The 23,696-nt window shown below is 74.2% G+C and carries 22 protein-coding genes; 13 read left to right on the top strand and 9 right to left on the bottom strand.

The annotated features are described in order from the left end of the window. Positions 1-88 precede the first annotated feature (88 nt). The 6 genes from WCD58_RS25330 to WCD58_RS25305 all read left to right on the top strand — a co-directional run bounded on the left by WCD58_RS25330 (position 89) and on the right by WCD58_RS25305 (position 6,351). Positions 89-2,059 (top strand): protein kinase family protein, encoded by a 1,971-nt coding sequence (locus tag WCD58_RS25330; protein WP_337705871.1) that lies wholly within the window; start codon positions 89-91, stop codon positions 2,057-2,059. Positions 2,060-2,125: 66 nt separating this feature from the next. Continuing rightward, a complete protein-coding gene (sigM, locus tag WCD58_RS25325; RefSeq protein WP_337705870.1) occupies positions 2,126-2,758 on the top strand; it encodes an RNA polymerase sigma factor SigM in 633 nt (210 codons plus the stop codon). Beyond that, entirely contained in the window at positions 2,755-3,441 is a 687-nt protein-coding gene (locus WCD58_RS25320) for an RsmA family anti-sigma factor (protein WP_337705869.1), read from the top strand. Before sigM ends, WCD58_RS25320 begins: the two co-directional genes overlap by 4 nt. A gap of 49 nt (positions 3,442-3,490) precedes the next feature. Beyond that, complete coding sequence (gene trxB / locus WCD58_RS25315; RefSeq protein ID WP_337705868.1) at positions 3,491-4,564, top strand: thioredoxin-disulfide reductase; 1,074 nt, start codon at positions 3,491-3,493, stop codon at positions 4,562-4,564. A gap of 61 nt (positions 4,565-4,625) precedes the next feature. Then, complete coding sequence (trxA, locus tag WCD58_RS25310; RefSeq protein WP_337705867.1) at positions 4,626-4,952, top strand: thioredoxin; 327 nt, start codon at positions 4,626-4,628, stop codon at positions 4,950-4,952. Positions 4,953-5,193: 241 nt separating this feature from the next. Continuing rightward, positions 5,194-6,351 (top strand): N-acetylmuramoyl-L-alanine amidase, encoded by a 1,158-nt coding sequence (locus WCD58_RS25305; RefSeq protein WP_337705866.1) that lies wholly within the window; start codon positions 5,194-5,196, stop codon positions 6,349-6,351. Positions 6,352-6,474: 123 nt separating this feature from the next. Here WCD58_RS25305 and WCD58_RS25300 read toward each other — a convergent pair whose 3' ends face one another. The 7 genes from WCD58_RS25300 to yidD all read right to left on the bottom strand — a co-directional run bounded on the left by WCD58_RS25300 (position 6,475) and on the right by yidD (position 12,713). After that, positions 6,475-7,143 carry a GNAT family N-acetyltransferase gene (locus WCD58_RS25300; protein WP_337705865.1) on the bottom strand — a complete coding sequence of 223 codons (669 nt, stop codon included), beginning with the start codon at positions 7,141-7,143 and terminating at the stop codon, positions 6,475-6,477. 234 nt (positions 7,144-7,377) lie between these two features. Next, on the bottom strand, positions 7,378-8,502 hold the full coding sequence (locus WCD58_RS25295) for a ParB/RepB/Spo0J family partition protein (RefSeq protein WP_337705864.1): 1,125 nt from the start codon (positions 8,500-8,502) through the stop codon (positions 7,378-7,380). Further along, complete coding sequence (locus WCD58_RS25290; protein WP_337705965.1) at positions 8,499-9,413, bottom strand: ParA family protein; 915 nt, start codon at positions 9,411-9,413, stop codon at positions 8,499-8,501. The genes WCD58_RS25295 and WCD58_RS25290 overlap by 4 nt, the downstream gene beginning before the upstream one ends. A 133-nt stretch (positions 9,414-9,546) precedes the next feature. Next, positions 9,547-10,308: a 16S rRNA (guanine(527)-N(7))-methyltransferase RsmG gene (gene rsmG, locus WCD58_RS25285; protein ID WP_337705863.1), complete on the bottom strand. Its 762-nt coding sequence runs from the start codon at positions 10,306-10,308 to the stop codon at positions 9,547-9,549. A gap of 36 nt (positions 10,309-10,344) precedes the next feature. Next, positions 10,345-10,914 (bottom strand): Jag family protein, encoded by a 570-nt coding sequence (locus tag WCD58_RS25280; protein WP_373696277.1) that lies wholly within the window; start codon positions 10,912-10,914, stop codon positions 10,345-10,347. Between the two features lie 189 nt (positions 10,915-11,103). Then, positions 11,104-12,369, bottom strand: a complete 1,266-nt coding sequence (gene yidC, locus WCD58_RS25275; protein ID WP_337705862.1) for a membrane protein insertase YidC — start codon at positions 12,367-12,369, stop codon at positions 11,104-11,106. Beyond that, positions 12,363-12,713, bottom strand: a complete 351-nt coding sequence (yidD, locus tag WCD58_RS25270) for a membrane protein insertion efficiency factor YidD (protein ID WP_337705861.1) — start codon at positions 12,711-12,713, stop codon at positions 12,363-12,365. Before yidD ends, yidC begins: the two co-directional genes overlap by 7 nt. Positions 12,714-13,037: 324 nt before the next feature. Between yidD and WCD58_RS25265 the strand changes: the two genes are divergently transcribed. Next, positions 13,038-13,730: an FkbM family methyltransferase gene (locus tag WCD58_RS25265; protein ID WP_337705860.1), complete on the top strand. Its 693-nt coding sequence runs from the start codon at positions 13,038-13,040 to the stop codon at positions 13,728-13,730. Here WCD58_RS25265 and rnpA read toward each other — a convergent pair. Further along, positions 13,720-14,127: a ribonuclease P protein component gene (rnpA, locus tag WCD58_RS25260; protein WP_373696276.1), complete on the bottom strand. Its 408-nt coding sequence runs from the start codon at positions 14,125-14,127 to the stop codon at positions 13,720-13,722. The genes WCD58_RS25265 and rnpA overlap by 11 nt on opposite strands. A gap of 60 nt (positions 14,128-14,187) precedes the next feature. Further along, the gene (gene rpmH, locus WCD58_RS25255; RefSeq protein WP_133826811.1) at positions 14,188-14,331 is read right to left on the bottom strand and encodes a 50S ribosomal protein L34; all 144 of its coding nucleotides are present in this window, start codon (positions 14,329-14,331) and stop codon (positions 14,188-14,190) included. 504 nt (positions 14,332-14,835) lie between these two features. Here rpmH and dnaA point away from each other — a divergent pair. The 6 genes from dnaA (at position 14,836) to gyrB (ending at position 23,591) form a co-directional block, all read left to right on the top strand. Beyond that, positions 14,836-16,428 (top strand): chromosomal replication initiator protein DnaA, encoded by a 1,593-nt coding sequence (dnaA, locus tag WCD58_RS25250; protein WP_373696284.1) that lies wholly within the window; start codon positions 14,836-14,838, stop codon positions 16,426-16,428. 764 nt (positions 16,429-17,192) lie between these two features. Then, positions 17,193-18,431: a DNA polymerase III subunit beta gene (gene dnaN / locus WCD58_RS25245; RefSeq protein WP_337705857.1), complete on the top strand. Its 1,239-nt coding sequence runs from the start codon at positions 17,193-17,195 to the stop codon at positions 18,429-18,431. Positions 18,432-18,508: 77 nt separating this feature from the next. Continuing rightward, positions 18,509-19,420 carry a phosphogluconate dehydrogenase (NAD(+)-dependent, decarboxylating) gene (gene gnd / locus WCD58_RS25240; protein WP_337705856.1) on the top strand — a complete coding sequence of 304 codons (912 nt, stop codon included), beginning with the start codon at positions 18,509-18,511 and terminating at the stop codon, positions 19,418-19,420. 9 nt (positions 19,421-19,429) lie between these two features. After that, positions 19,430-20,608: a DNA replication/repair protein RecF gene (gene recF, locus WCD58_RS25235; RefSeq protein ID WP_337705855.1), complete on the top strand. Its 1,179-nt coding sequence runs from the start codon at positions 19,430-19,432 to the stop codon at positions 20,606-20,608. A 37-nt stretch (positions 20,609-20,645) separates the two neighbouring features. Next, positions 20,646-21,335, top strand: coding sequence for a DciA family protein (locus WCD58_RS25230; RefSeq protein ID WP_373696283.1), 690 nt, complete (start codon positions 20,646-20,648; stop codon positions 21,333-21,335). A gap of 231 nt (positions 21,336-21,566) precedes the next feature. After that, positions 21,567-23,591: a DNA topoisomerase (ATP-hydrolyzing) subunit B gene (gene gyrB / locus WCD58_RS25225; RefSeq protein ID WP_337705853.1), complete on the top strand. Its 2,025-nt coding sequence runs from the start codon at positions 21,567-21,569 to the stop codon at positions 23,589-23,591. Positions 23,592-23,696 lie beyond the last annotated feature (105 nt).

Genomic DNA, 23,696 nt, shown 5'->3' with positions numbered 1-23,696 from the left:
CCGGGCAACCCGGATGCGGGCCCGGCGTCCCCCGAGGCGGCACGGGAGTCCCGTAGGCTCGCACGACGTCGAGGGGGAGGTGAGCAGGGTGGCCGGCGAATCGTCGGGGGACCGCACGCCCACGGGCCCCCCGCCCGAGCAGACCGAGGGCGCCGGCCAGGAGACGAACGGGCACGACGCGCCCGCGTCCCGCCCGCCGCGCCGCACCGGTGTGGGCATCGACGGTCCGACCATGCACGTGGCGCGCAGCGAGGCCCCGGCGTCGTCCGCCGCGCCCGAGAGCGGCTCCCCCGGCACGGGCACCGGCACCACCGCGACCCCGAACGGGTCGGGCGGGGGCGCCGGGCGCGCGCCGCGCGGCCCCGCCGCGCAGGGTCCCGGCCCGGGTCCCGGCCGCCCCGCCGGACCGTCGTCGGGGCCCGTGCCGGCACCGCCCCGCCGCCCCGGACGCGGACCGGGCGGCCCCGGCGGACCCGGTGGGCCGTTGCGCCCCGGGCCGTCGTCCGGCCCGCTGCCCGCCGCCGGGGCGCTCATGCCCGGCACCCTGCTGGCCGACCGCTACCGCCTCGTCGCCGAGGTGGGCCGCGACCGCAGCGCCGACGCCACCCTGTGGAAGGCGCGCGACGTCATGCTCGAGCGCGACGTCGCGATCACGCTGCTGGTCGGCTCGTGGCAGGGCGACGCGCGCGCGTCCGCGGCGCTGTCGCGGGCCACCCGCTCGGCGCACTTCGAGCACCCCCACGCCGCCCGCATCCTCGACGTCGTCCGGCCCGGCGGCAGCCCGCTGCCCCCCGGGGTGCTGGGTGCCGCGGTCGCCGAGTGGACGCCGGGGCGCGACCTCGCCGAGCTCGTCACCGACGGCCCGCTGCGCCCGAGCGCCGCGCTGCGCGTCATCGAGCCGCTCGCCGACGCGGTGGCCGCGGCGCACCGCTCCGGGCTCGTCCTGGGCCTCGACCACCCGCAGCGCGTGCGGGTCAGCGCCCGCGCGGCCACCCGCCTGGCGTTCCCGATGCCGCGCGGCGACGCCACGAACGCCGACGACGTCCACGGCCTCGGCGCCCTGCTCTACCTGCTGCTGACCGCGCGCTGGCCCGGCAGCGAGGGCGCCCGGACCCCGGCCGGTCTGCGGCCCGCGCCTCACGGCCCGGACGGCGAGCCGGTGTCGGCCCGCCAGCTGCGCCCCGACCTGCCCACCGAGCTCGCGGCGCTCGTCGACCGCACCCTCGACGAGGACGGCGGCATCCGGACCGCCGCCGCCGTGCACCGTCTCGTCACCCAGATGCGCGAGGGGCTCGAGGACGACGGCGTGCTGCTGCCGGTGCTCGAGGACGGGCAGACGATCGACGCCGACGACCCCACCGAGGTGTGGCACGACCACGCCGTCCCCGAGCCCGTCCCCGACCCCTCGCGCAAGCGCAAGCTGCGGGTCGGCGTCACGGCCCTCGTCCTGGCGACCCTCGCGATCCTCGGGTTCGTGACCTTCCAGATCGTGTCCGTGGTGGCGGGCGGCGGGCAGTCCGGACCGCCGGTCGTCGTGATCCCGCCCGAGACCTCGGCGCCCGCACCCGCGCCCGGCACGGCGGCTCCGGCACCCGCGCCGGCGCCGGCCCCGGGCGGACCGGTCCAGCTCTCCAGCGTCGCGGTGTACAGCCCGGCGGGCAGCCCGGACAACCCGACGCGGATCAACCGGGCCGCCGACAACGACCCGTCCACCACCTGGTCGACCTCGCAGTACCGCCAGCAGCTCCCGGGGCTCAAGCCCGGGATCGGGATGATGACCACCTTCACCGCGCCGGCCTCGGTGGCGGCGGTGACGGTGCAGTCGCCCAGCCCCGGCACGCGCATCGAGGTGCGGGCCGCGCCCGCCGCGGACGTGCCGGTCGACCGGACCCAGCTCCTCGGCTCCGGCACCGTCGAGGGCGACCAGCTCCGGATCCCCCTGCAGGCCGCGCCGCCGACCGGCAACCTGCTCATCTGGATCACCGCGCTGGGCCAGGACGACGACGACCGGTACATCAGCGAGCTGTCCGAGGTGACCATCGAGCGCGCGGGCCCCTGACCGGAGCCCCGACGAGCTTTCCGGAACGGCCCTCGGGACGGCGCGCCCGCGGCTAGCGTCCGCTCCGTGCCCGAGCCCGACCCGCGCAGCGACCGCGAGCTGCTCGCGGCGCACGTGGCGGGGCAGGCCGGGGCGTTCGACGAGCTCGTGCGCCGCTACGCCGAGCGCCTCTGGCTACTGGCCTTCCGCACGCTCGACCACCGCGAGGACGCCGCCGACGCCGTCCAGGAGACCTTCGTGTCGGCCCTGCGCAGCGCGCACCGCTACCGCGGGGAGTCCGAGGTGTCGACGTGGCTGCACCGCATCACCGTCAACGCCTGCCTCGACCGCATCCGGCGGCGCCGCACCCGCGCCGCCGAGCCGCTCGCCGGCCACGACCTGCCGACCCCCCGCGACGGCATCGACGACCACCTCACCCGGCTGACGGTCGCCGACGCCCTCGCGACCCTCCCGGACGGGCAGCGCCTCGCCGTGGTGCTCGTCGACGTCCACGGGTTCTCGATCACCGAGACGGCCGCGATCCTCGGGGTCCGGGAGGGCACCATCAAGAGCCGGTGCGCCCGGGCCCGCGGCCGCCTGGCCCTGCTGCTCGGTCACCTGCGGCCGCACGACGAGACCGGCGGGAACGCCGGGGGCGCCGGCGGCGTCCAATCCACGAGCGGACCGATCAGGCCGGCCCGGAGGGGAGGGGGACCGTGACCGACGACGACCACGACCTCGGCGACCTCGGCGACCTCGGCGACCTCGGCGACCTCGGCGACCTCGGCGACCCCGGCCCGGACCCCGACGACCCCGCGGTCGCCGCCGCCCTGGCGCGCACCCGCGCCGACCTCGCCGCCCACGGCGCCGCCACCCCGGCGATGCCCGCCGGGCTCGTCGGTGACATCGACCGGGCGCTCGCGGCGGAGCGCGGCGCGCCGTCCCCCGAGGGCGTCGGCGGCGGCCCGGGACGGTCCCGCCGCGTGCTCGTGGGCGCCGCGGTGGCCCTCGTCGCGGCCGCCGCCGTGCTCGCGGCTGTGGTGGCGTCCGTCACGGCCACGGACCCGCCCGACGCCCCGGCGCCGAGCGCCGCGCCGCTCCCGCCCCCCGGGACTCCCGTACTGAGCGGTGCCGACGGCGTGTCGGCCCTGCGCGCCGGGCTGGGCCGCGCCGACTACGGACCGCTCGCCGACCCCGGACGTCTCGCCGGCTGCCTCGCCGCGCACGGGGTCGCCCCGGACACACGACCGGCCGGCGCACGCCAGGTGGTCGTCGACGGCCGTGCCGGCGTGCTGCTCGTGCTGCCCACGGGCACGGCCGCGCGCTTCCGGCTGCTGGTCGTGGACCCCGGATGTGCGCCCGGGGCACCGCTCACCGTCTCCGACACGCTCGTCGGCCGGTGAGCGGGGTCGCGCGGGGAATCCTGCGGGGGCCCAGGACGTTGACGCCCACGTGAGCGACCACATCCACGACGTCATCATCGTGGGCTCGGGCCCGGCCGGGTACACGGCGGCGGTCTACGCCTCGCGGGCCCAGCTCGACGTGGTGGTGTTCGAGGGCAGCCAGTTCGGCGGCGCCCTCATGACCACCACGGGTGTCGAGAACTATCCCGGCTTCGCCGAGGAGATCCAGGGCCCCGAGCTGATGGACCAGATGCGCCGCCAGGCCGAGCGCTTCGGCGCGGTGCTGCGCCCCGAGGACGTCGACACGCTCGACCTCACCGGGGACGTCAAGTCCGTCCGTGCGCACGGCACCGAGTACCGCGCCCGCGCCGTCGTCCTCGCGATGGGCGCCCAGGCCCGCTACCTCGGTGTCCCGGGCGAGGAGAAGCTGCTGGGCCGCGGCGTCAGCGCCTGCGCCACCTGTGACGGCTTCTTCTTCCGCGACCACGACATCGTCGTGGTGGGCGGCGGCGACTCCGCGATGGAGGAGGCCACCTTCCTCACGCGGTTCGCCCGGTCGGTGACGATCCTGCACCGGCGCAGCGAGTTCCGGGCATCCGCGATCATGCTGGACCGCGCCCGCAAGGACCCGAAGATCACCATCCGCACGGACACGGTGGTCGAGGAGGTCCTCGGCGACACCACCGTCGAGGGCGTCCGGATCCGCAACACGCAGAGCGGCGAGGAGGAGACGCTGGCCGTCACCGGCTTCTTCGTCGCCGTCGGCCACGACCCGCGCTCGGGCCTCGTGCGCGACGCCGTCGAGACCGACGACGAGGGCTACGTCCGCGTGGCGCTGCCCGGCACCGGCACCAACCTGCCCGGCGTCTTCGCCTGCGGCGACCTCGTCGACCACACCTACCGCCAGGCCATCACGGCCGCCGGCAGCGGGTGCCAGGCCGCGATCGACGCGGAGCGCTGGCTCGCCGAGCAGGACTCGTCCGAGACCTCGCCGCCCCCCACCCCCGGGGTGGACGGCGCCGAGGTCGACGGCCTCGCCTCCATCGGTCCGCGCCGCAACGGTGGTTCGGTGGACGAGGGTTCGCCCGAGCCCGCCGGCGATGCCGTCCCCGCCCCGTCCTGATCCGCCCACCCAGCCTCCGGTCATACAGCCCGTCACCATCCCCTGGGAGAGGAAAGCCGCGATGAGCGCGCCCGTGAACGTCACCGATGCCACCTTCGCCGACGAGGTCCTGCAGAGCGACAAGCCCGTCGTCGTCGACTTCTGGGCGACCTGGTGCGGCCCCTGCAAGATGGTCGCGCCGGTCCTCGAGGAGATCGCCGCCGAGCACGGCGACAAGCTGACCGTGGCCAAGCTCGACATCGACCAGAACCCGGCCACCGCGCGGGACTACCAGGTCATGTCGATCCCGACCCTCCTGGTCTTCCAGGGCGGCAAGCCGGTCAAGCAGATCGTCGGCGCCAAGCCGAAGTCCGTCCTGCTCGACGACCTGTCCGACGTGCTGGCCTGATCCGGTCCACGTCCTCGGAGCAGGACCGTTCGTCGATCCCGGCGCCGGGTGACCGTCCCCTCGGACGGCCGCCCGGCGCCGTGGTGCGTCCGCCCGGCGAGCCCGAACCGTGACCCACGGGCGCCGGACGACATTGCCCCGCTTCACGGCGCGACGCCCCGGACAGGGCACAATGAGACGCCGGTGAAGCGCGACCACGCGTGGAGTCCGGACCCTGGACGGACGATCGGGAGCGAAGTGCATGCAGCTGCTGAGCCGCGGTGACGCCGGCCCGCCGGTCGCCGAGGTCCGTGCAGCACTCGAGGAGATGGGCATCCTCGAGCCGGCCGGACCCGGTCCGGCCCTGTTCGACGAGTTGCTCGAGCAGGCCGTGCGCATCTTCCAGCAGCGGCGAGGCCTGATCACCGACGGCGTCGTCGGACCCGCCACGTACCGCGCCCTGCGCGACGCGCGCTGGGCCCTGGGCGACCGGATGCTGCTGCTCAACACCCAGCAGCCCCTCACCGGGGACGACGTGTTCTCCCTGCAGGAGCGGCTCCTCGAGCTCGGGTACGACTCCGGGCGCGCCGACGGCGTCTTCGGCCGGCAGACCGAGCAGGCCCTGCGCAGCTTCCAGCGCGACTACGGCATGAGCCCCGACGGGATGTGCGGCCCGCGCACCCTGCGCCACCTCGGCTACCTGGGCCGCAAGGTCACCGGCGGCCGCCCGGGCCTGCTGCGCGAGCAGGAGCGCCTGCACCGCGCCGGGCCCCGGCTCTCGGGCAAGCGCATCGTCATCGACCCGGGCCACGGGGGCGCCGACCGCGGCGTCTCGGTGGGCCAGGGGCCCGAGGCCGTCACCGAGGCCGGGATCGTCGGCGACATCGCCCGCCGCCTCGAGGGCCGCATGGCCGCGGCCGGAATGGAGGCGCTGCTCTCCCACGGCCCGCAGGACTGCCCCAACGACGCCGAGCGCGCCGGGTTCGCCAACTCGGCGGGCGCCGACGTCGTGCTCTCCCTGCACGTCGACGCGAACGCCAGCCCGGCCGCCAACGGGCTCGCGGCGTTCCACTTCGGCACCGGCACCGGTGCCACCTCCACCGTCGGCGAGGCCCTCGCGGGCTTCATCCACCGCGAGCTCCTCGCCCGCACCCGCATGCTCGACTGCGGGGTGCACCCGCGCCCGTGGGAGCTGCTGCGGCTCACCCGCATGCCGGCCGTGCGCGTCGAGATCGGCTACCTCACCAACGACCGCGACCGCGCCGCCCTGCTCGACCCGGGCTTCCGCGACGTCGTCGCCGAGGGGATCCTCGTCGCGGTCAAGCGGCTCTACCTGCTCGGCCAGGACGACAAGCCCACCGGCACGTTCACCTGGGCCGAGGTCCTGCAGCGCGAGAGCAACCGGCCCGCCGGCGTCTGAGGCCCTGTCGTCCTCGGCGACGAGGAGACGGCCTGACAGCGCTCCTTCGTCGCGCTGCCCTGCCGTTCCCGCGCCTCCGTCGTCCTCGGCGACGAGGAGACGGGCCTCACGCCATGCCGCGCCTCAGTTCACGCGGGCCGGCGCCGCGGCCGGAGCCGTCGAGATCGTCACCGAGCCCAGCAGCTGGGCGATGGCGGCCTCGACGTCCTCCTTCCAGTTGAAGCCGGTGCGCAGCTCGTAGCGCATCCGCGGCCAGCGGGGGTGCGGCGCGACGGTCTTGAAGCCGACCGCGCGCAGGAACGCGGCGGGCAGCACGCAGGTCGGCGTGTCGAGGTCCGTGCGGCCGTGGCCCTCGGCACGCGGGCGGTCGGTGTCGTCGGCGAACGACTCGACGGCCTTGACCCCGCGGCGGGTGAGGTCGCGGACGACGTCCTGGACCAGCAGGCGCCCGATGCCCTCGCCGGCGAAGTCGGGCAGGACGTGCAGCCCGCAGAGGAGCACCGCGTCCGGCGACACGGGCGCCGTCGGGAAGGCCGCCGCGCGCGGCACGGCCGTCGGCGGGGCGTAGAACGCGAACCCGGCCGGGACGCCGTCGACGTGCGCGATGCGCCCGCACGAGCCCCACTCGAGCAGCACGCCGGAGACCCAGGCCTCCTTCTCGAGCTCGACGGTGCCGAACTCCTCCGCCTGGTCGCTCAGGTGCGGGGGGATCTCCCAGTAGACACAGCGACGGCACTGCTTCGGCAGCTCGTCGATGTTGTCGAGGGTGACCCCGACACAGGTGCGCGACACGCGTTCCGCCTTCCCCGACGTCCTCCGACCATGGGATCGGCCTCCGCTGCAACGCGTGCCCGACCGCCGTCCGCCGAGAGCCTACGGTCTCCGCTGCGGACGGTGCCCGCCACGGGGTCCCCCGGGTGGACGAACGACCCTCCGGAATCACCCGTTGTGCCCGGACCCTGGTGCCGGCCACCGCTCTCCGTCGATCTCAGGGCGCCCCCAGATCGACGCTGAGGCCCTGGACGATCAGTCCTGGGGTGAGGACCCCGAGGAGGGGTCCGGACCCATCAGACGCGCGATGCGCTCCAGATCGTCCACCGAGCCGAACTCGACGACGATCCGGCCCTTCCGCTGGCCAAGCTCGACCTTGACCCGGGTGTCGAAGGTGTCCGACAGCCGCTCGGCGAGGTCCTGGAGCCCCGGGGCGTGCATCGGCCGGCGGGCCGGGGCGCGCTTGCCCGTGTCCTTCTGCCCGCCGCGGGCCAGCGTGACCGCTTCCTCCGCGGCGCGCACCGACAGGCCCTCGGCGACGATGCGGGCCGCGAGCTCCTCCTGGGCGCCCGCGTCGTCCAGACCGAGCAGAGCGCGCGCGTGGCCGGCCGAGAGGACGCCGGCGGCGACGCGACGCTGCACCGCGACGGGCAGCCGGAGCAGCCGGATCGTGTTGGTGATCGCGGGGCGGCTGCGGCCGATGCGGTCGGCGAGCTGCTCGTGCGTCACGTCGAACTCGGTGAGCAGCTGCTGGTAGGCGGCCGCCTCCTCGAGCGGGTTGAGCTGGACGCGGTGGATGTTCTCGAGCAGGGCGTCGCGCAGCAGCGTGTCGTCGGGTGTCCGGCGCACGATCGCCGGGATGTGCTCGAGCCCGACCTTCTGGGCGGCGCGCCAGCGGCGCTCGCCCATGACCAGCTCGTGGGTGAGCGTCGCGCCGCCGTCGGCGCCCGGCTCCGGCTCGGACAGCTCGCGGACGACGATCGGCTGCAGGAGCCCGAACTCGCGGATGGAGTGCTCGAGCTCGGCGAGGGCCTCCTCGTCGAAGACCGTGCGCGGCTGGCGCGGGTTCGGCCGGATCCCGGCGAGGAGCACCTCGCGGTACACCGCGCCGGCGACCTCACCGGAGGGCTCCGGGGTCGGGGCCGCGCCGTTCGTCGTGGGCGCGTCGTCGACCGGGGGCGCGGGGGCGTCGGTACGGCGCGCCCCGAACATGACATCGGCGGCCTGGTTGCCCAGACCGTGGCGTGACGGCGCGGCGTTCCCGTCGGTCTCCGGGGGACCGGTCGGGATCAGGGCGGCGAGACCCCGTCCGAGTCCACCTCGACGCTCGGTCTTCAACGGTCCAGCTCCGCTGCGCTCCGTGTCCGCCCGCTCCGTCATCGTGCTCCCTCGCCCTCGGGCTGGCGCCGCACGACCGTGCGGGCCGCGAACTCCCGGGCGGCGTCGAGGTAGCTCATCGCTCCACGGGATCCCGGGTCGTAGGTGAGCACCGTCTGGCCGAAGCCCGGTGCCTCGGAGACCTTGACGCTGCGCGGGATCACCGTGCGGAGCACGACCTCGCCGAAGTGGTTGCGCACCTCGGAGGTCACCTGGTCCGCGAGCTTGGTGCGGCCGTCGTACATGGTCAGCAGGATCGTCGAGACGTGCAGCCGCGGGTTGAGGTGCGACTGCACGAGGGCGATGTTGTTGAGGAGCTGCGACAGGCCCTCGAGGGCGTAGTACTCGCACTGGATCGGGATCAGGATCTCGGGCGCCGCGACCATCGCGTTCAGGGTGAGGAGCCCGAGCGACGGCGGGCAGTCGATGAGGACGTAGTCGACGTCGAGGCGGTCGAGCGCCTCGGCGGTCAGCGCGGCCTTCAGGCGCGACTCGCGGTTCATCATCGAGACGAGCTCGATCTCCGAGCCGGCGAGGTCGATGGTCGCCGGGACGCAGAGGAGGTCGTCCGAGCGCTCGCAGACCGCGGCGGCCTCGTCGATGGACAGCTCGCCGAGCAGGACCTCGTAGATCGACGGCGTCCCGCTGCGGTGGTCGACGCCGAGCGCCGTGCTCGCGTTGCCCTGGGGGTCGAGGTCGACCACGAGGACGCGCGCGCCGTGCAGGGCCAGCGCCGCGGCGAGGTTGACCGTGCTGGTCGTCTTGCCGACGCCGCCCTTCTGGTTCGCGACGGTGATGATCCGACGCTCCGAGGGACGGGGCAGCCGGTGGTCCTCGGGGTGCAGCACCCGCGCGGCGCGCGCCGCCTCCTCAGCGATCGGTGTGAGGCCTTCCTCGCCGTGGGGGTAGAGCACCTCGCCGGCACCGACCACGCCCGCACCGACACTCGCGGCGGCGTCGCTGACGGCCTCGCGCACCTTCTCGGCGGAGGGTCGGTCGCCGCGCGTTTCACGTGGAACGGTGCGGCCGGACGGGGAGGTCGGTCGCTCAGTCACGGGCACGATCCTTCCTGCCGCGGGCGCGGCGTCCGGAACCGGGGGAGGGGCCGCGTCGCTCGCTCCGGCTTACCAGCACAACGGTGGTCGCCGCGTCTCCCACGCCGCAGCGCACCACCCGGGGGTCGTCCCCGCCCGCCGCGCGAATCTCCTTCAGGTCGCGCTCGACCTCGTTCGCGGCGCTCGCGCCCTTCATCGCCGCCAGGATCCCACCCGTCCGCACGAGCGGGAGCGTCCAGGCCGCGAGTCGCCCGATCGGCGCCACCGCGCGGGCCGTGACGACGTCGCTCTCCCCGCACCGGCGCCGCGCCTCGCGCTCCTCGGCGCGGCCGCGGACCACGGTCACCGTGAGGCCGAGCTCGTCGACCACTCGCTCCAGCCACGCCACGCGGCGGGCCATCGGTTCCAGGAGCGTGATCGTGAGATCGGGGCGGGCGAGCGCCAGCGGGATGCCCGGGAGCCCGGCACCCGACCCGACGTCGACCACCGTGGCGTCCGCGGGCAGCACCTCGCCGATCGCCGCACTGTTGAGCACGTGCCGGTCCCACAGGCGCGGGAGCTCCCGCGGCCCGATCACGCCCTGCGCGTGGCCGGGCCCGGCGAGCAGCGCCACGTACTGCTCCGCCGCGGCGAGCCGGTCACCGAAGACCTCGGCGGCGGCGGACGGGGTGGGCGGTACCTCCGGCGTCTCCAGGACGGCCGGCGTCTCGAGGGGGCCGGTGCCGTCTGCGGAGCCGTCGTGCGTCGTGTTCATCGCCGTGTTCCACGTGGAACGTCGTGGCGAGGCACCTCAGCCGACCGGGTGGACCACGACGCGACGGCGGGGCTCCTCGCCCTCGCTCTCGCTGCGCACCCCGCCGGCCGCGGCCACGGCGTCGTGCACGATCTTGCGCTCGAACGGCGTCATCGGACGCAGGCGCTGGGAGCGCCCGGTGTCCTTCGCCTCCTGGGCCGCGGTGCGGCCGAGGTCGCTCAGCTCGGAGCGGCGCTGCGAACGCCAGCCCGCGACGTCGAGCATGAGCCGGTTGCGGGAGCCGGTCGACTGCTGCACCGCGAGGCGCGTCAGCTCCTGCAGCGCCTCGAGGACGTCGCCCCGGGCACCCACGAGCTTCTCGAGGTCCTTGCCGCCGTCGACGCTCACCACCGCGCGGCCGGCCTCGACATCGAGGTCGATGTCCCCGTCGAAGTCGAGGATGTCGAGCAGGCGCTCGAGGTAGTCGCCCGCGATGTCGCCCTCACGGACGAGCTGGTCCTCGGAACTGCGCTCGGCGCGCGAGGCGTCCTCCGCCGGGGCGGTCTCCGCCGACCCCGCCTCCACCGCTGACTCGTCCTTCTCCTGCGACGCCACCGTCTCCGACACGCCGTCTCCTTCCGCCGGGCCCCGGTCGCGGGGCCTCTCCTGGCACGCGCCGCGCCGTTCTCGCGGGCGTCGCGTGCGGGTCCGTGGGTCCGGCTCGCGCGGCCCGTGGGGACGGCCCGTGCGCGGTGGCCGGGGACTCGCGGCGGCGGGGTGGCGACCGTGGGGCCGTCATCGTCCGCCGCCGGCGAGCTACTTCTTCTTCTTGCCGCGCTTGGTGCCCTGACCCGACGACGTGAGCTGTCCGCCCTTGCCGCCCTTGCCCGCGTTCCCGGACCCGTTCCCGGAGCCGTTGCCGGACCCGTTGGCCGAGCCGTTGCCGCGGTTGACCTTGCCCGGTGAAGCGTTGCCGGAGCCCTGCCGGGCGCCGCCGCCGTTGCGTGCCGGCCCGACCTTGCCGGGGGCGCGCTTGCCGGAGCCGGACTTGGCGCCGCCGTTCGCGGCCGCGCCGGTCTTCCCGCCGCCCTGCGGGGCGGCCGGCGCCTCGTCCGGCGCGTCCCCGTCGGCGATGCCGTCGGTGATCTCGTCGGACGTGTCGGCGGCGGTGTCGGCGGCGGCGCGCTGACGCTGCGGCTTCTGACCGACCTGCGGCTTCTGCCCCACCTGCGGCTTCTGCCCCGGCTTGGGAGCGAGGGCGTCACGCGCCTCGCGCGCCTGCTCCCGCTGCTCCTCCTCCTCGCGGGCGATCTTGCGGTAGATGAGGAACTGCTGGCCGAGCGTCCAGGTGTTCTGGCTGAGGAAGTAGATGAGGATCGCGATCGGGAAGAAGGCACCGAAGACGAGCAGACCGGCCGGGAACAGCCACATCGTGATCTTGCCCATGATCGCGGCCTGCGGGTTCGCCGCGGCGGCGGGGCTCTGGTGCTGCTGTGAGACGCGCGCCGTGAAGTGCGTGGCGACCGCCGCGAGGATCATCAGCGGGAGCGCGACGGGCAGGACGTGCGCCTGGAACTCGCCGAAGTTGAACGAGAAGGTGCCCAGCGACTGCATCCCGCCGGCGATCGCCTCGTTCAGCTTGACGCCGAAGATGTCGGCGTTGGTGAACGACTCGATGTCGGCGCGGTCGAAGACGTAGTTGTACGGGTAGTTCGGCTGGAAGCCCCGTAGCACGTGGAACAGACCGATGAAGACCGGCAGCTGCACCAGCAGGGGGAGACAGCCGCCGAGGGGGTTGACCCCGTGCTCCTTCTGGAGCTTCTGCATCTCCTCGGCGAGCTTCTGCCGGTCGTTCTTGTACTTCTCCTGCAGCTTCTTGATCTGCGGCTGGAACTCCTGCATCTTCCGCATCGAGCGGACCTGGCTGATGAACGGCTTGATCAGCAGCGCGCGCAGGGTGAAGACCAGGAAGATCACCGACAGCGCCCAGCCGAGTCCGCTGGCGGGCCCGAGGACGAAGCCGAACACCTCGTGCCAGAACCACATGATTCCCGACACCGGGTAGTAGATGAAGTTCAGCACTGCTCTCGCTCCTCGGTGTGGGGGGTGTCGGCCCCCGTGTCGGCGGCGCGGCGGGGCCACCCGCACCACGTCCGGTGCCCGCGGGGCGGCACCGGATCCAGGCCTCCAGGGTGCCAGGGTGCGCACTTGGCCACCCTGACCAGGGTCAACCCCGTGCCGATCACGACCCCGTGGGTGCGCAGCGCGCCGATCGCGTAGGCGCTGCAGCTGGGGTGGAAGCGGCACGAGGGCGGGAACAGCGGCGAGATCCACCGCTGGTAGACGCGGAGCACGGCGGCCAGGGCGCGGACCGCGACGGACGGGCGGCGCGCACCGGCGTCCGGGGACGCGGCCACCTCACCCACCGATGCCGTCCTCCTCGTCGGGGCCACGGGCGCGCGCCGCGGATGCGTTGCTGGGGCTTCCGTCTCCGTGGGTCGCGCCGGCCCCGGTGCTCGACTCCATGGTGCCCGTCCGCGCGCCGGGAAGCGACCGCCCGGGCCGGGTCGTCCCACCCTCGTGGGAGCATCCGCGCCGTGTCGATCGCCGGAGGGACGCCCACCGAACGACCCAGCGCGGGAGACGGAGCGCAGCGGAGCTCGACCCCCGGGCCGGGAGACGGAGCGCAGCGGAGCTCGACGCTCCGGAGCCACGGGACGCGCCGCTCGCGCGCGGTCCACGGCGCCCTCGTGGCCGCCGCCCGCCAGGGCACGGTCGTCGAGAAGGAGATCCTCGGGCTCGCCGAGCTGGTCGGGCCGGGCGACGTCTGCCTCGACATCGGCGCCGAGTTCGGGCTCTACACCCATGTCCTCGCCGACCTCGTCGGTCCGGACGGCGCCGTGCACGCCTTCGAGCCCCAGCACGGCGCGCACCGGGCGCTGCGGCTCGGGGTGCGCGCCGCCGGTCTGTCGTGGGTGCACCTGCACCGTCTGGCGCTCTCCGACACCCCCGGTACCGCCGAGCTCTCCGTCCCGCGACGGCGAGGGCTGCCCGTGCACGGGCGCGCCTACGTGACCGCGGGGGCGCGGGACGCCGGCCCGAACCGCGAGTTCGCCGGCCACCGGCTGGAGTCCGTGGCCGTCGAGACGGTCGACACCGTCGTCGCCGACCTCACGCCGGGCGGGGTGTCCTTCGTGAAGGCCGACGTCGAGGGCGCCGAGGGCGCGCTGCTCGACGGGGCCGCCGCGACGCTCGCGGATCACCGGCCCCACCTCCTGCTCGAGATCGAGGACCGGCACACGCAGAAGTACGGCGTGCGCGCCGCCGACCTCTTCGACCGCCTCACGGGCGAGCTGGGATACCGGGCGTTCACGTGGTCGGCGGGCTGGCGGCCCGCCGCGGGGATCGTCGACACCGAGCGCAACTACCTCTTCAGTCCCTGAGCCGCAGGCGGGCCAGCGCGGCGTCGAGGTCCTCGCCGAGCTCGGCCGAGGTCGCCTCGCCCGCGGCGGGCTGGGCACGGATGACCAGGTCGGTCCCGGGCGGCAAGGCCTCGAGGCGGGTGCGCAGGAGGTGCCGCAGCCGCCGGCTGACGCGGTGCCGGACGACCGCGGGCCCCACGGAACGGCCCACCACGAGCCCCGCCCGCGCCGGACGGTCCGGGGTCGGGGGCACCGCCGAGGGCGCCAGGGCGTGCACCACCACCCGGCGCTTCCCGGCGCGCCGTCCCCGGCGCAGCACGTGTCGGAAGTCCTGGGGCCGGGTGATCCGGAGTGGGCGCGGGAGCACGACGGGAAGAGGCGGGGCGGACGACCCGGCACACGACGAACGGGACCGCATCCGGCGTGGGAGCGGTCCCGTCCTGGAGGTCGTGCCGGCGGGCCGTTGCCCGCACACCGATCAGGCGCTGAGCGTCTCGCGGCCCTTGCGGCGACGCGCGGCGAGCACCGCACGGCCGGCGCGCGTCCGCATGCGCAGCCGGAAGCCGTGGGTCTTGGACCGCCGACGGTTGTTCGGCTGGAACGTGCGCTTGCCCTTGGCCACTTTCGCGTTCTCCTGCTCCAACGCGCCGCGTGATCACGACGCCACGGTGGGTGCCGCACGTCCACACGGGTCGTCGGCTCCGGTCGTGACCAGGGTAGCCGGTGCCGCCGGGCACGGCCGCACCCCGGGTCCGCACGCCAGGGTCGGCGCGCGTCGGCTCCGGTCGGGGAGGTTGTGGGGGCTGCCGGGACCTTGTTAGCGTCCAGCACTCGCCGAGGACGCGGACCTCGGCCCCGGGTCCGGCACACGTGCCGCCCGAGCGGGGGAGAAGAAGAGGACCTCGGGTGCTGGGGGGCGCCCGTCGCACCCGCTCGTCACCGCCAACGAGCCGTCGTGCACAGTTGTGGACAAGGCTGTGGACGCGCATGCCCACGGGCGAGTCGGCCGGTCCTCGCGCCGGGTCAGGGACGGAGGGGGTGCGCGGTGTCGGACCAGCTCTTCGACCTCGACGAGACCTGGGGCCAGGTCGTCGCCGAGCTCACCGCCGGCTCCGGCGACGGCGCCATGCTCTCCCCGCAGCAGCGGGCCTGGGTGCGGGTGACGCGCCCGCTCGGGCTGCTCGACGACACCGCGCTGCTGGCCGCACCGAGCGAGTTCGCCAAGGAGGCGATCGAGCGGGCGCTGCGCGACCCCATCGTCGCCGCACTCTCCCGCCACATCGGCCGGCCCGTCTCGCTCGCCGTCCGCGTCGACCACAGCGCGCGCCCCACCCCGGAGATCGGCCCCACCACCTCGCCGCTCCCGCGCGTCACGCTCCCGCCGGCCGCCAACGGCGACCCGTCCAGCGACGGCCACCACTCCGGCCCGGACACCGGCTACCTCGCGGCGACGTCCTCGCCCTCGGAGCCGACCTCGTCGCACCGCGCCGAGGCGATCGCCGCGGCCGCCGGCGTCGGGCGGGTCACGCACAACCCGGACCGGGCGCACCCCGAGGAGGAGGTCGACGAGGTCCGCGACGGCCTCGCCGCCGTCCACGAGATCTGGCAGCCCCGCGGCCCCGGCGAGCCGGTCACCGAGCTGCGTGACACCGGCCCGGACCCCGCACGCGGCGCCCCGCGCTCGCAGACGCGCCTCAACGAGAAGTACACCTTCGACACGTTCGTCATCGGGGCCTCGAACCGCTTCGCCCACGCGGCCGCCGTCGCGGTCTCCGAGGCGCCGGCGCGCGCGTACAACCCGCTGTTCGTCTGGGGCGACTCCGGGCTCGGCAAGACCCACCTGCTGCACGCCGTCGGGCACTACGCCCAGCGGCTGTTCTCCGGCATGCGGGTGCGGTACGTGTCGACCGAGGAGTTCACCAACGACTTCATCAACAGCCTGCGCGACGACCGCAAGATCGCCTTCCAGCGGCGCTACCGCGACGTCGACGTACTGCTGGTGGACGACATCCAGTTCCTGGAGGGCAAGGAAGGGACCCAGGAGGAGTTCTTCCACACCTTCAACACCCTCCACAACGCGAACAAACAGATCGTCGTGTCCTCCGACCGCCCGCCCAAGCGGCTGGAGACGCTCGAGGACCGCCTGCGCACGCGGTTCGAGTGGGGCCTGATCACCGACATCCAGCCCCCCGAGCTCGAGACCCGCATCGCGATCCTGCGCAAGAAGGCCGCCGGCGAGCGGATGGCCGCGCCGCCCGAGGTGCTCGAGTTCATCGCCGACCGGATCGAGCGCAACATCCGCGAGCTCGAGGGCGCGCTGATCCGCGTCACGGCGTTCGCGTCGCTCAACCGCCAGCCGATCGACCTCCAGCTCGCCGAGATCGTGCTGCGCGACCTCATCCCCGACTCGCGGCAGTCGGAGATCACGGCACCGACGATCATGGCGGTCACCGCCGAGTTCTACGGCGTCTCCATCGACGACCTCTGCGGCCCCGGCAAGACCAAGGCGCTCGCGCTGGCCCGCCAGATCGCGATGTACCTGTGCCGCGAGCTCACCGACCTCTCGCTGCCCCGCATCGGGCAGACGTTCGGCAACCGCGACCACACCACGGTCATGCACGCGGACAAGAAGATTCGCAAGGAGATGGCCGAGCGGCGCCGGACCTACGAACAGGTCCAGGAGCTCACCGCGCGCATCAAGCAGCGCGCCCGCGGCTGACGCAGCCCCCGCTCGCTGCTTCTCCGCGTCCGAAGTCCCCGTTCGCGCCCGCCCGCCCGATGTACGCCACCGCTTCGCGCGCCCTGAGAGGCAGCGAGGGACTCCCTCGCTGCTTCCACGGCGCCTCGAACACCCACGGCACCCAGCACGCCCTCGGCGCCCCGACACAGCGACGCCGCGATACTCCGAGGGCGGAATGATGACGCTGCGTCGAGATCTTACCGCTCCTTGAGCGACACACCGTGACCACTGGAGCAGAGGGCCGGCGACGAGATGCCGTCCCCGATCGCCGAACACCGAGGCCGGTAGCACACCGCGATCGTTCGACTCCCGATCGACCCACAGCTGGGGACAAGTCTGTGGACATCTGTCCGGGCCCGGTGGAAACGGGCGGGACGAGCAGGACGGAGCGCCGTCCGTCCACCGGACACGCCGGTCTGTCCCCGGATCCGGGCACCGCCCGCGCCGAGGTGTCCACACCGGATCCGGCCGCCCCACCAGCGCCGACGGCCTCGATCCACACCACGCACAGGACCTACTGGTACTGCTGTTCTTCTCTTCTCGGAGAACTACAGAAGAACAGGTGGTGTGGACACAGGGATGAGGGCTCGCCGTGATCAGGCACGGGCTACCCGATCGGCTCGAATCGAGACCGGGCCCGGAGTGTCGGACCCCTCCTGCACGCTCTACCGTGATGCACCCGCGCCGGGGTGCGTCCCGCGTCCAGGGATCACGCCACAGGCCGAGCAGGGGGAGGACCCGCGATGAAGTTCCGCGTCGAACGAGACGCCCTCGCCGACGCCGTCGCCTTCGTCGCCCGCAGCCTGCCGAGCCGCGCGCCCGTCCCGGTCCTCGGCGGCGTCCTGCTCGACACCGAGGGCGACGGCACGCTGACGGTCTCGGGGTTCGACTACGAGGTCTCCGCCCGCGTCGAGGTCCCGGCGATGATCGGCGACGCCGGGCGCGCGCTGGTGTCCGGCCGCCTGCTCGCCGACATCACCCGCGCCCTGCCCCCGCACCCGGTCGACGTCACCGTCGACGGCCCGCGCGCCGCCATCGCCTGCGGCAACGCCCGCTTCAGCCTCCCGACCATGTCGGCGGAGGACTACCCGCAGCTGCCGGACATGCCCCCGGTCGCCGGCGCGCTCGCCCCCGAGGTGTTCGCCCAGGCGGTCGGGCAGGTCGCGGTGGCCGCCGGCCGGGACGACACGCTGCCGATGCTCACCGGCATCCGCATCGAGATCGACGGCTCGACGCTCACGCTCGCCGCCACCGACCGGTTCCGCCTCGCCGTCCGCGAGTTCACGTGGGAGCCGGGCGAGAGCTCGGGCGCCGGCGAGTCGGGCGAGGTCGCGCTGCTCGCCCCCGCCAAGACGCTCGCCGAGGCCGCGAAGACGCTCACCTCGTCCGGCTCCCGCATCGAGCTCGCCCTGGCCCGCGGCGACGGCCTGCTGGGCCTCGCCGGCGGCGGGCGGCGCTCCACCACGCGGCTGCTCGACGCCGAGTTCCCGCGCTACCGCCAGCTGCTGCCCAAGGAGCACACCTCGGCGGCGGTCATCGAGATCGGGCCGCTGGTCGAGGCGATCAAGCGCGTCTCGCTGGTCGCGGAGCGGGGCACGCAGGTGCGCCTCGAGTTCGCGGACGACTCGCTGCGCCTCACCGCGGGCGGCGACGACGAGGGCAGCGCCGAGGAGGAGCTGTCCTGCCGGTTCGTCGGCGAGCCGCTGACCATCGCGTTCAACCCCGGCTACCTGCTCGACGGCCTCGGCGCCCTCGGTGCCGACCACGCGCACCTGTCGTTCACCACGCCGAGCCGGCCTGCCCTGCTGCGGCCCGCGAGCCCCGCCGGGGAGTCGGGCGGCGCCGGCGGCGACGACGGTTCCGAGCCGGCCGAGGGCGGCGCCACCGCGGTCGAGCCCGGGCCGGGCGACCACGCCGACGACCTCCCGGATCCCCGTCCCGGGTATCTCTACCTGCTGATGCCGGTGCGGCTCCCGGGCTGAGGCCCGCTCGCCCCCGAGACTCCCGACCCGAGCGCAGACACGCCCCGCGGTGGGGCGGCCGACGAGAGGAACGCGACGTGCAGCTGGGGATGGTCGGGCTCGGACGCATGGGCGGCAACATGGCCGAACGGCTCCGCGCCGCCGGTCACGAGGTCGTCGGCTACGCCAACGACGGGTCGGGCGACGTCAAGTCGCTGGCCGATCTCGTCTCGGCGCTCGCGGCGCCGCGCACGGTGTGGCTGATGGTCCCGGCCGGCGAGGCCACGAACTCGACGGTGACCAGCCTCGCCGACCTGCTCGAGGCGGGCGACCTCGTGATCGACGGCGGCAACAGCAAGTTCACCGACGACGCCGTGCACGCCGAGCTCCTCGACGCCACGGGCGTCCGCTACGTCGACTGCGGTGTCTCCGGCGGCGTCTGGGGTCGCACCGAGGGCTACGGCCTCATGGCCGGCGGCGACGCGGCGGACATCGAGCGTCTGCTGCCGGTGTTCGACGCCCTGCGCCCCGAGGGCCCCCGCGAGGAGGGCTTCGTCCACGCCGGCCCGGTCGGCGCGGGGCACTACGCGAAGATGGTCCACAACGGCGTCGAGTACGGCCTCATGCAGGCCTACGCCGAGGGCTACGAGCTGCTGTCCGCGGGCGGCCCGGTCGACAACGTCGGCGCCGTGATGAAGGCGTGGAGCCGCGGCACCGTCGTGCGCAGCTGGCTGCTCGACCTCATGGTCCGGGCGCTCGAGGCCGACCCGCACCTCGACCAGATCACCGGCTACGCCGAGGACTCCGGCGAGGGCCGCTGGACGGTCGACGAGGCGATCGTGCACGCCGTCCCGGCGCCGGTGATCTCGGCGGCGCTGTTCGCGCGGTTCGCCTCCCGCCAGGTCGACTCGCCGGCGATGAAGGCGGTCGCGGCGCTGCGCGCCCAGTTCGGCGGGCACGCCACGCACAAGGCGGGCGAGGCCGCGAACGAGCCGCCCACGGGGGGCTGAGCCCTCACGATGCATGTGCGGGCGCTGTCGGTCACCGACTTCCGGTCCTGGGAGCAGGCCGACCTCGAGTTCGCGCCCGGCGTGTCGGTGCTCGTCGGCGCCAACGGCCAGGGCAAGACCAACCTCGTCGAGGCCGTCGGCTACCTCGCCACCCTGTCCTCGCATCGTGTCGCGGGTGACGCTCCGCTCATCCGGCGCGGGGCGACGTCGGCCACCGTGCGGGCGGTCGCGGTCAACGAGGGCCGCGAGCTCACCGTCCAGGTCGAGATCGCCAGCGGGAAGGCGAACCGCGCGCGGGTCAACCGCTCGCCGGTGCGCAGCCCCCGCGAGGTGCTCGGGATCGTGCGGACGGTGGTGTTCGCGCCCGAGGACCTGGCGCTCGTCCGGGGGGATCCGGGCGAGCGGCGCCGGTTCCTCGACGAGCTGCTGGTCTCGCGCGCGCCGCGCTGGGCCGGGGTGCGCGCCGAGTACGACAAGGTGCTGCGCCAACGCTCGGCCCTGCTCAAGACCGCGCGGCACGCCCGCGGCGACACGAGCACGCTCGACGTCTGGGACGCCCACCTCGCCCGCGCCGGCGCCGCGCTGGTCACCGGGCGCCTCGAGCTCACCGCCGCGCTCGCGCCCCACGTCACCGCCGCGTACGCGGAGGTGGCGCCGGAGTCGGAGCCGGCGGGGGCCCGCTACCGGTCGCGCGCGGAGACGGTGGACGCCCTCGGCGCCCCGGAGGCCGCGCTGCCGGCCGCGGAGGACGTCGAGGCGATGCTGCTCGAGGAGATGGGCCGGCGGCGCGGGCAGGAGATCGAGCGCGGCGTGTGCCTCGTCGGGCCGCACCGCGACGACCTCGAGCTGACCCTCGGCGAGGGACCGGCCAAGGGCTATGCGAGCCACGGCGAGTCGTGGTCGCTCGCGCTGGCGCTGCGCCTCGGCGGGTTCGAGCTGCTGCGCGGGGAGGGGTCCGAGCCGGTGCTGATCCTCGACGACGTCTTCGCCGAGCTCGACGTCCGGCGCCGGCGCGCGCTGGCCCGGACCGCCGCGCGGGCGGAGCAGGTGCTCGTGACGGCGGCCGTGGACGACGACGTGCCCGACGACCTGCAGGGTGCGCGTTACGTAGTCGAATCGGGCACGGTCAGTGAGATGACTGCGGTCGGTAGGGCGACAGGGGGTGGATCTGATGGCCCGGACGCGTGATCTCGGTGGAGGTCCTGGGGACAGACCTGTGGATGCTGTGGACAACTCGAGCGACAGGACGTCGGCAACCGGTGGTCCGGGCCCGGATCCGGGGCGGGAGCAGGGCGACTCCCCGTCGGGTGCTGTCCACACCCCTGATCGTGACGATCCGGGCACCCCGCGCGACGCTGCGACGGACGGTGACGGGGCGCCACGGCGTGGCGCCGACCTCGCCCGCGACGCCCTCGCGGCGGCCCGCGCGGCGACCGCCGAGCGCCGAGCCGCCGCGGGCGGCGGGAACGGCGCGGCCGGGGTGCGCAAGCCCGTCCGGCGGTCGGGGACGGGCCTCGGGCGCCCCCGGCGGCGGGGCTGGTCGGGGTCCGGCGCCGACGAGCGCGACCCGCAGACCCTGGGCCGGCTGGCGTCCCGGCTCTCCGGCGACCGCGGCTGGGCGCCGCGCCTGGCCAGCGGGTCGGTCTTCGGGCGCTGGGCCGAACTGGTGGGTGACGAGGTCGCCGAGCACGCCCGCCCCGAGTCGCTGCGCGACGGCGTCCTCACCGTGCAGGCCGACTCGACGGCGTGGGCGACGCAGCTGCGCCTCCTGCAGCGCCAGCTGATCGCCCGCATCGCGGCCGGCCTGGGCGACGGGGTCGTGACGTCCATGCGCATCCACGGCCCGGCCGCACCGAGCTGGCGGCGCGGCCCCCGCCACGTGTCCGGTCGGGGTCCCCGGGACACCTACGGGTGAGCGCGGGGGCGTCAGCGGCGCTCCTGGGGCGCGCGAGACGCCTGCGAGAGCCGCGAAGGGTGCCTCTCGGCCGGTCGGACCCTCCCGACGTCGTTCCGGTCGACGTGTGACGCGCTGAGCCGCGTGCCCGACCCGTTCTGGAGAGGGCGACCCGGTAGAATGAAAGGCAGTACTTCCGCCCGCGCGCACGTCGCTCGGGCACGTGCCCACGCGAGGGAGACACCGGAGCCCGTGGCAGCCGCACAGAACTCGGCCCAGAAGAAGAACAACGGGGACTACAGCGCCTCGTCCATCACCGTCCTCGAGGGCCTCGAGGCCGTCCGCAAGCGGCCCGGCATGTACATCGGCTCCACCGGCGAGCGCGGTCTGCACCACCTGATCCAGGAGGTCGTGGACAACTCCGTCGACGAGGCGATGGCCGGCTACGCCACCAAGGTCGAGGTCACGCTGCAGGCCGACGGCGGGATCTCGGTGGTCGACGACGGCCGCGGCATCCCGGTCGATACCCACCCGGTGGAGAAGAAGCCGGCCGTGGAGATGGTCCTGACCATGCTCCACGCGGGCGGCAAGTTCGACGACAAGTCGTACGCCGTCTCCGGTGGTCTGCACGGCGTGGGCGTCTCGGTGGTCAACGCGCTGTCGACGGCGCTGGACGTCGAGATCCACCGCGACGGCCAGATCTGGACGCAGCACTACGAGCGCTCGGTGCCCGGCCCGCTCACCGAGGCCGGCCGGACGAAGAAGACCGGCACGAGCATCACGTTCTGGGCCGACCCGGGCATCTTCGAGACCACCACCTACAACCTCGAGACGATCTCGCGGCGCCTGCAGGAGATGGCCTTCCTCAACAAGGGCCTCACGATCGTGCTGCGCGACGAGCGCAAGCCCGAGGGCACCGAGGACGGGGACGCCGCCGAGGTCGACGACGCGCCGGACGCCGAGGGGTACGTCTCCAAGGTCAAGGAGCGCACGTTCCACTACCCGGGCGGCCTCGAGGACTTCGTCGCCCACATCAACCACGCGAAGGAGCCGATCCACCGCAAGCCGGTGGGGTTCCAGGCCGAGGGCACCGGGCACCAGGTCGAGATCGCGATGCAGTGGAACTCGGGCTACTCCGAGTCCGTCTACACGTTCTGCAACACGATCAACACCACGGAGGGCGGCACCCACGAGGAGGGCTTCCGCTCCGCGCTGACCGCCACGGTCAACCGCTACGCGCGCGACAAGAAGCTCATCAAGGACAAGGACCCGGCGCTCACCGGCGACGACATCCGCGAGGGCCTCGCCGCGATTGTCTCGGTGAAGGTGGCCGAGCCGCAGTTCGAGGGCCAGACGAAGACCAAGCTCGGCAACACCGAGGTCCGCTCCTTCGTCCAGAAGGTCTGTAACGAGTACCTCGCCGACTGGTTCGAGGCGAACCCGGCCGAGGCCAAGACCATCATCAACAAAGCGGTCGGCTCGGCGCAGGCGCGTCTCGCCGCCCGCAAGGCGCGCGAGCTGGTCCGGCGCAAGACGGCGGGCGACCTCGGCGGGCTGCCCGGCAAGCTCGCCGACTGCCGCAGCAACGACCCGGAGCGCAGCGAGGTCTACATCGTCGAGGGCGACTCGGCGGGCGGCTCCGCGAAGTCGGGCCGCGACTCGATGTTCCAGGCGATCCTCCCGATCCGGGGGAAGATCATCAATGTCGAGAAGGCCCGCATCGACCGCGTCCTCAAGAACAACGAGGTCCAGTCGATCATCACGGCGCTCGGCACGGGCATCCATGACGAGTTCGACCTGACGAAGCTGCGGTACCACAAGATCGTGCTGATGGCCGACGCCGACGTCGACGGCCAGCACATCCGGACGCTGCTGCTCACCCTGCTGTTCCGGTTCATGCGGCCGCTCGTCGAGAACGGCCACGTGTTCCTCGCGATGCCTCCGCTCTACAAGATCAAGTGGAGCGGCCGCGGGGCCGAGCCGGAGTTCGCCTACTCCGACCGCGAGCGCGACGGACTGCTCGAGGCCGGCCGGGCGGCGGGCAAGAAGATCAACAAGGACGAGGGCATCCAGCGCTACAAGGGCCTCGGCGAGATGAACGCCAAGGAGCTCTGGGAGACCACGATGGACCCCGACACGCGCCAGATGATGCAGGTGACGCTGGACGACGCCGCCACGGCCGACGAGCTCTTCAGCGTGCTGATGGGCGAGGACGTCGAGTCGCGCCGCTCGTTCATCACCCGCAACGCCAAGGACGTGCGGTTCCTCGACGTGTAGTCGAGGTGGAGGGGCGGGGCGGAGGTTTCCCGTGGAACGTCATGCCCCGTCCCGAACCGGACAGGCTCGCTGACCGGCGCGAACGCGCCGCGACGGGCCGTCCGG

This window comes from Actinomycetospora flava (genome assembly GCF_037400335.1).
Taxonomy (GTDB): Bacteria; Actinomycetota; Actinomycetes; order Mycobacteriales; family Pseudonocardiaceae; genus Actinomycetospora; species Actinomycetospora flava.
Note: the sequence above shows the minus strand (reverse complement) of the source record. Positions and strands in the feature narration are given on the sequence as shown.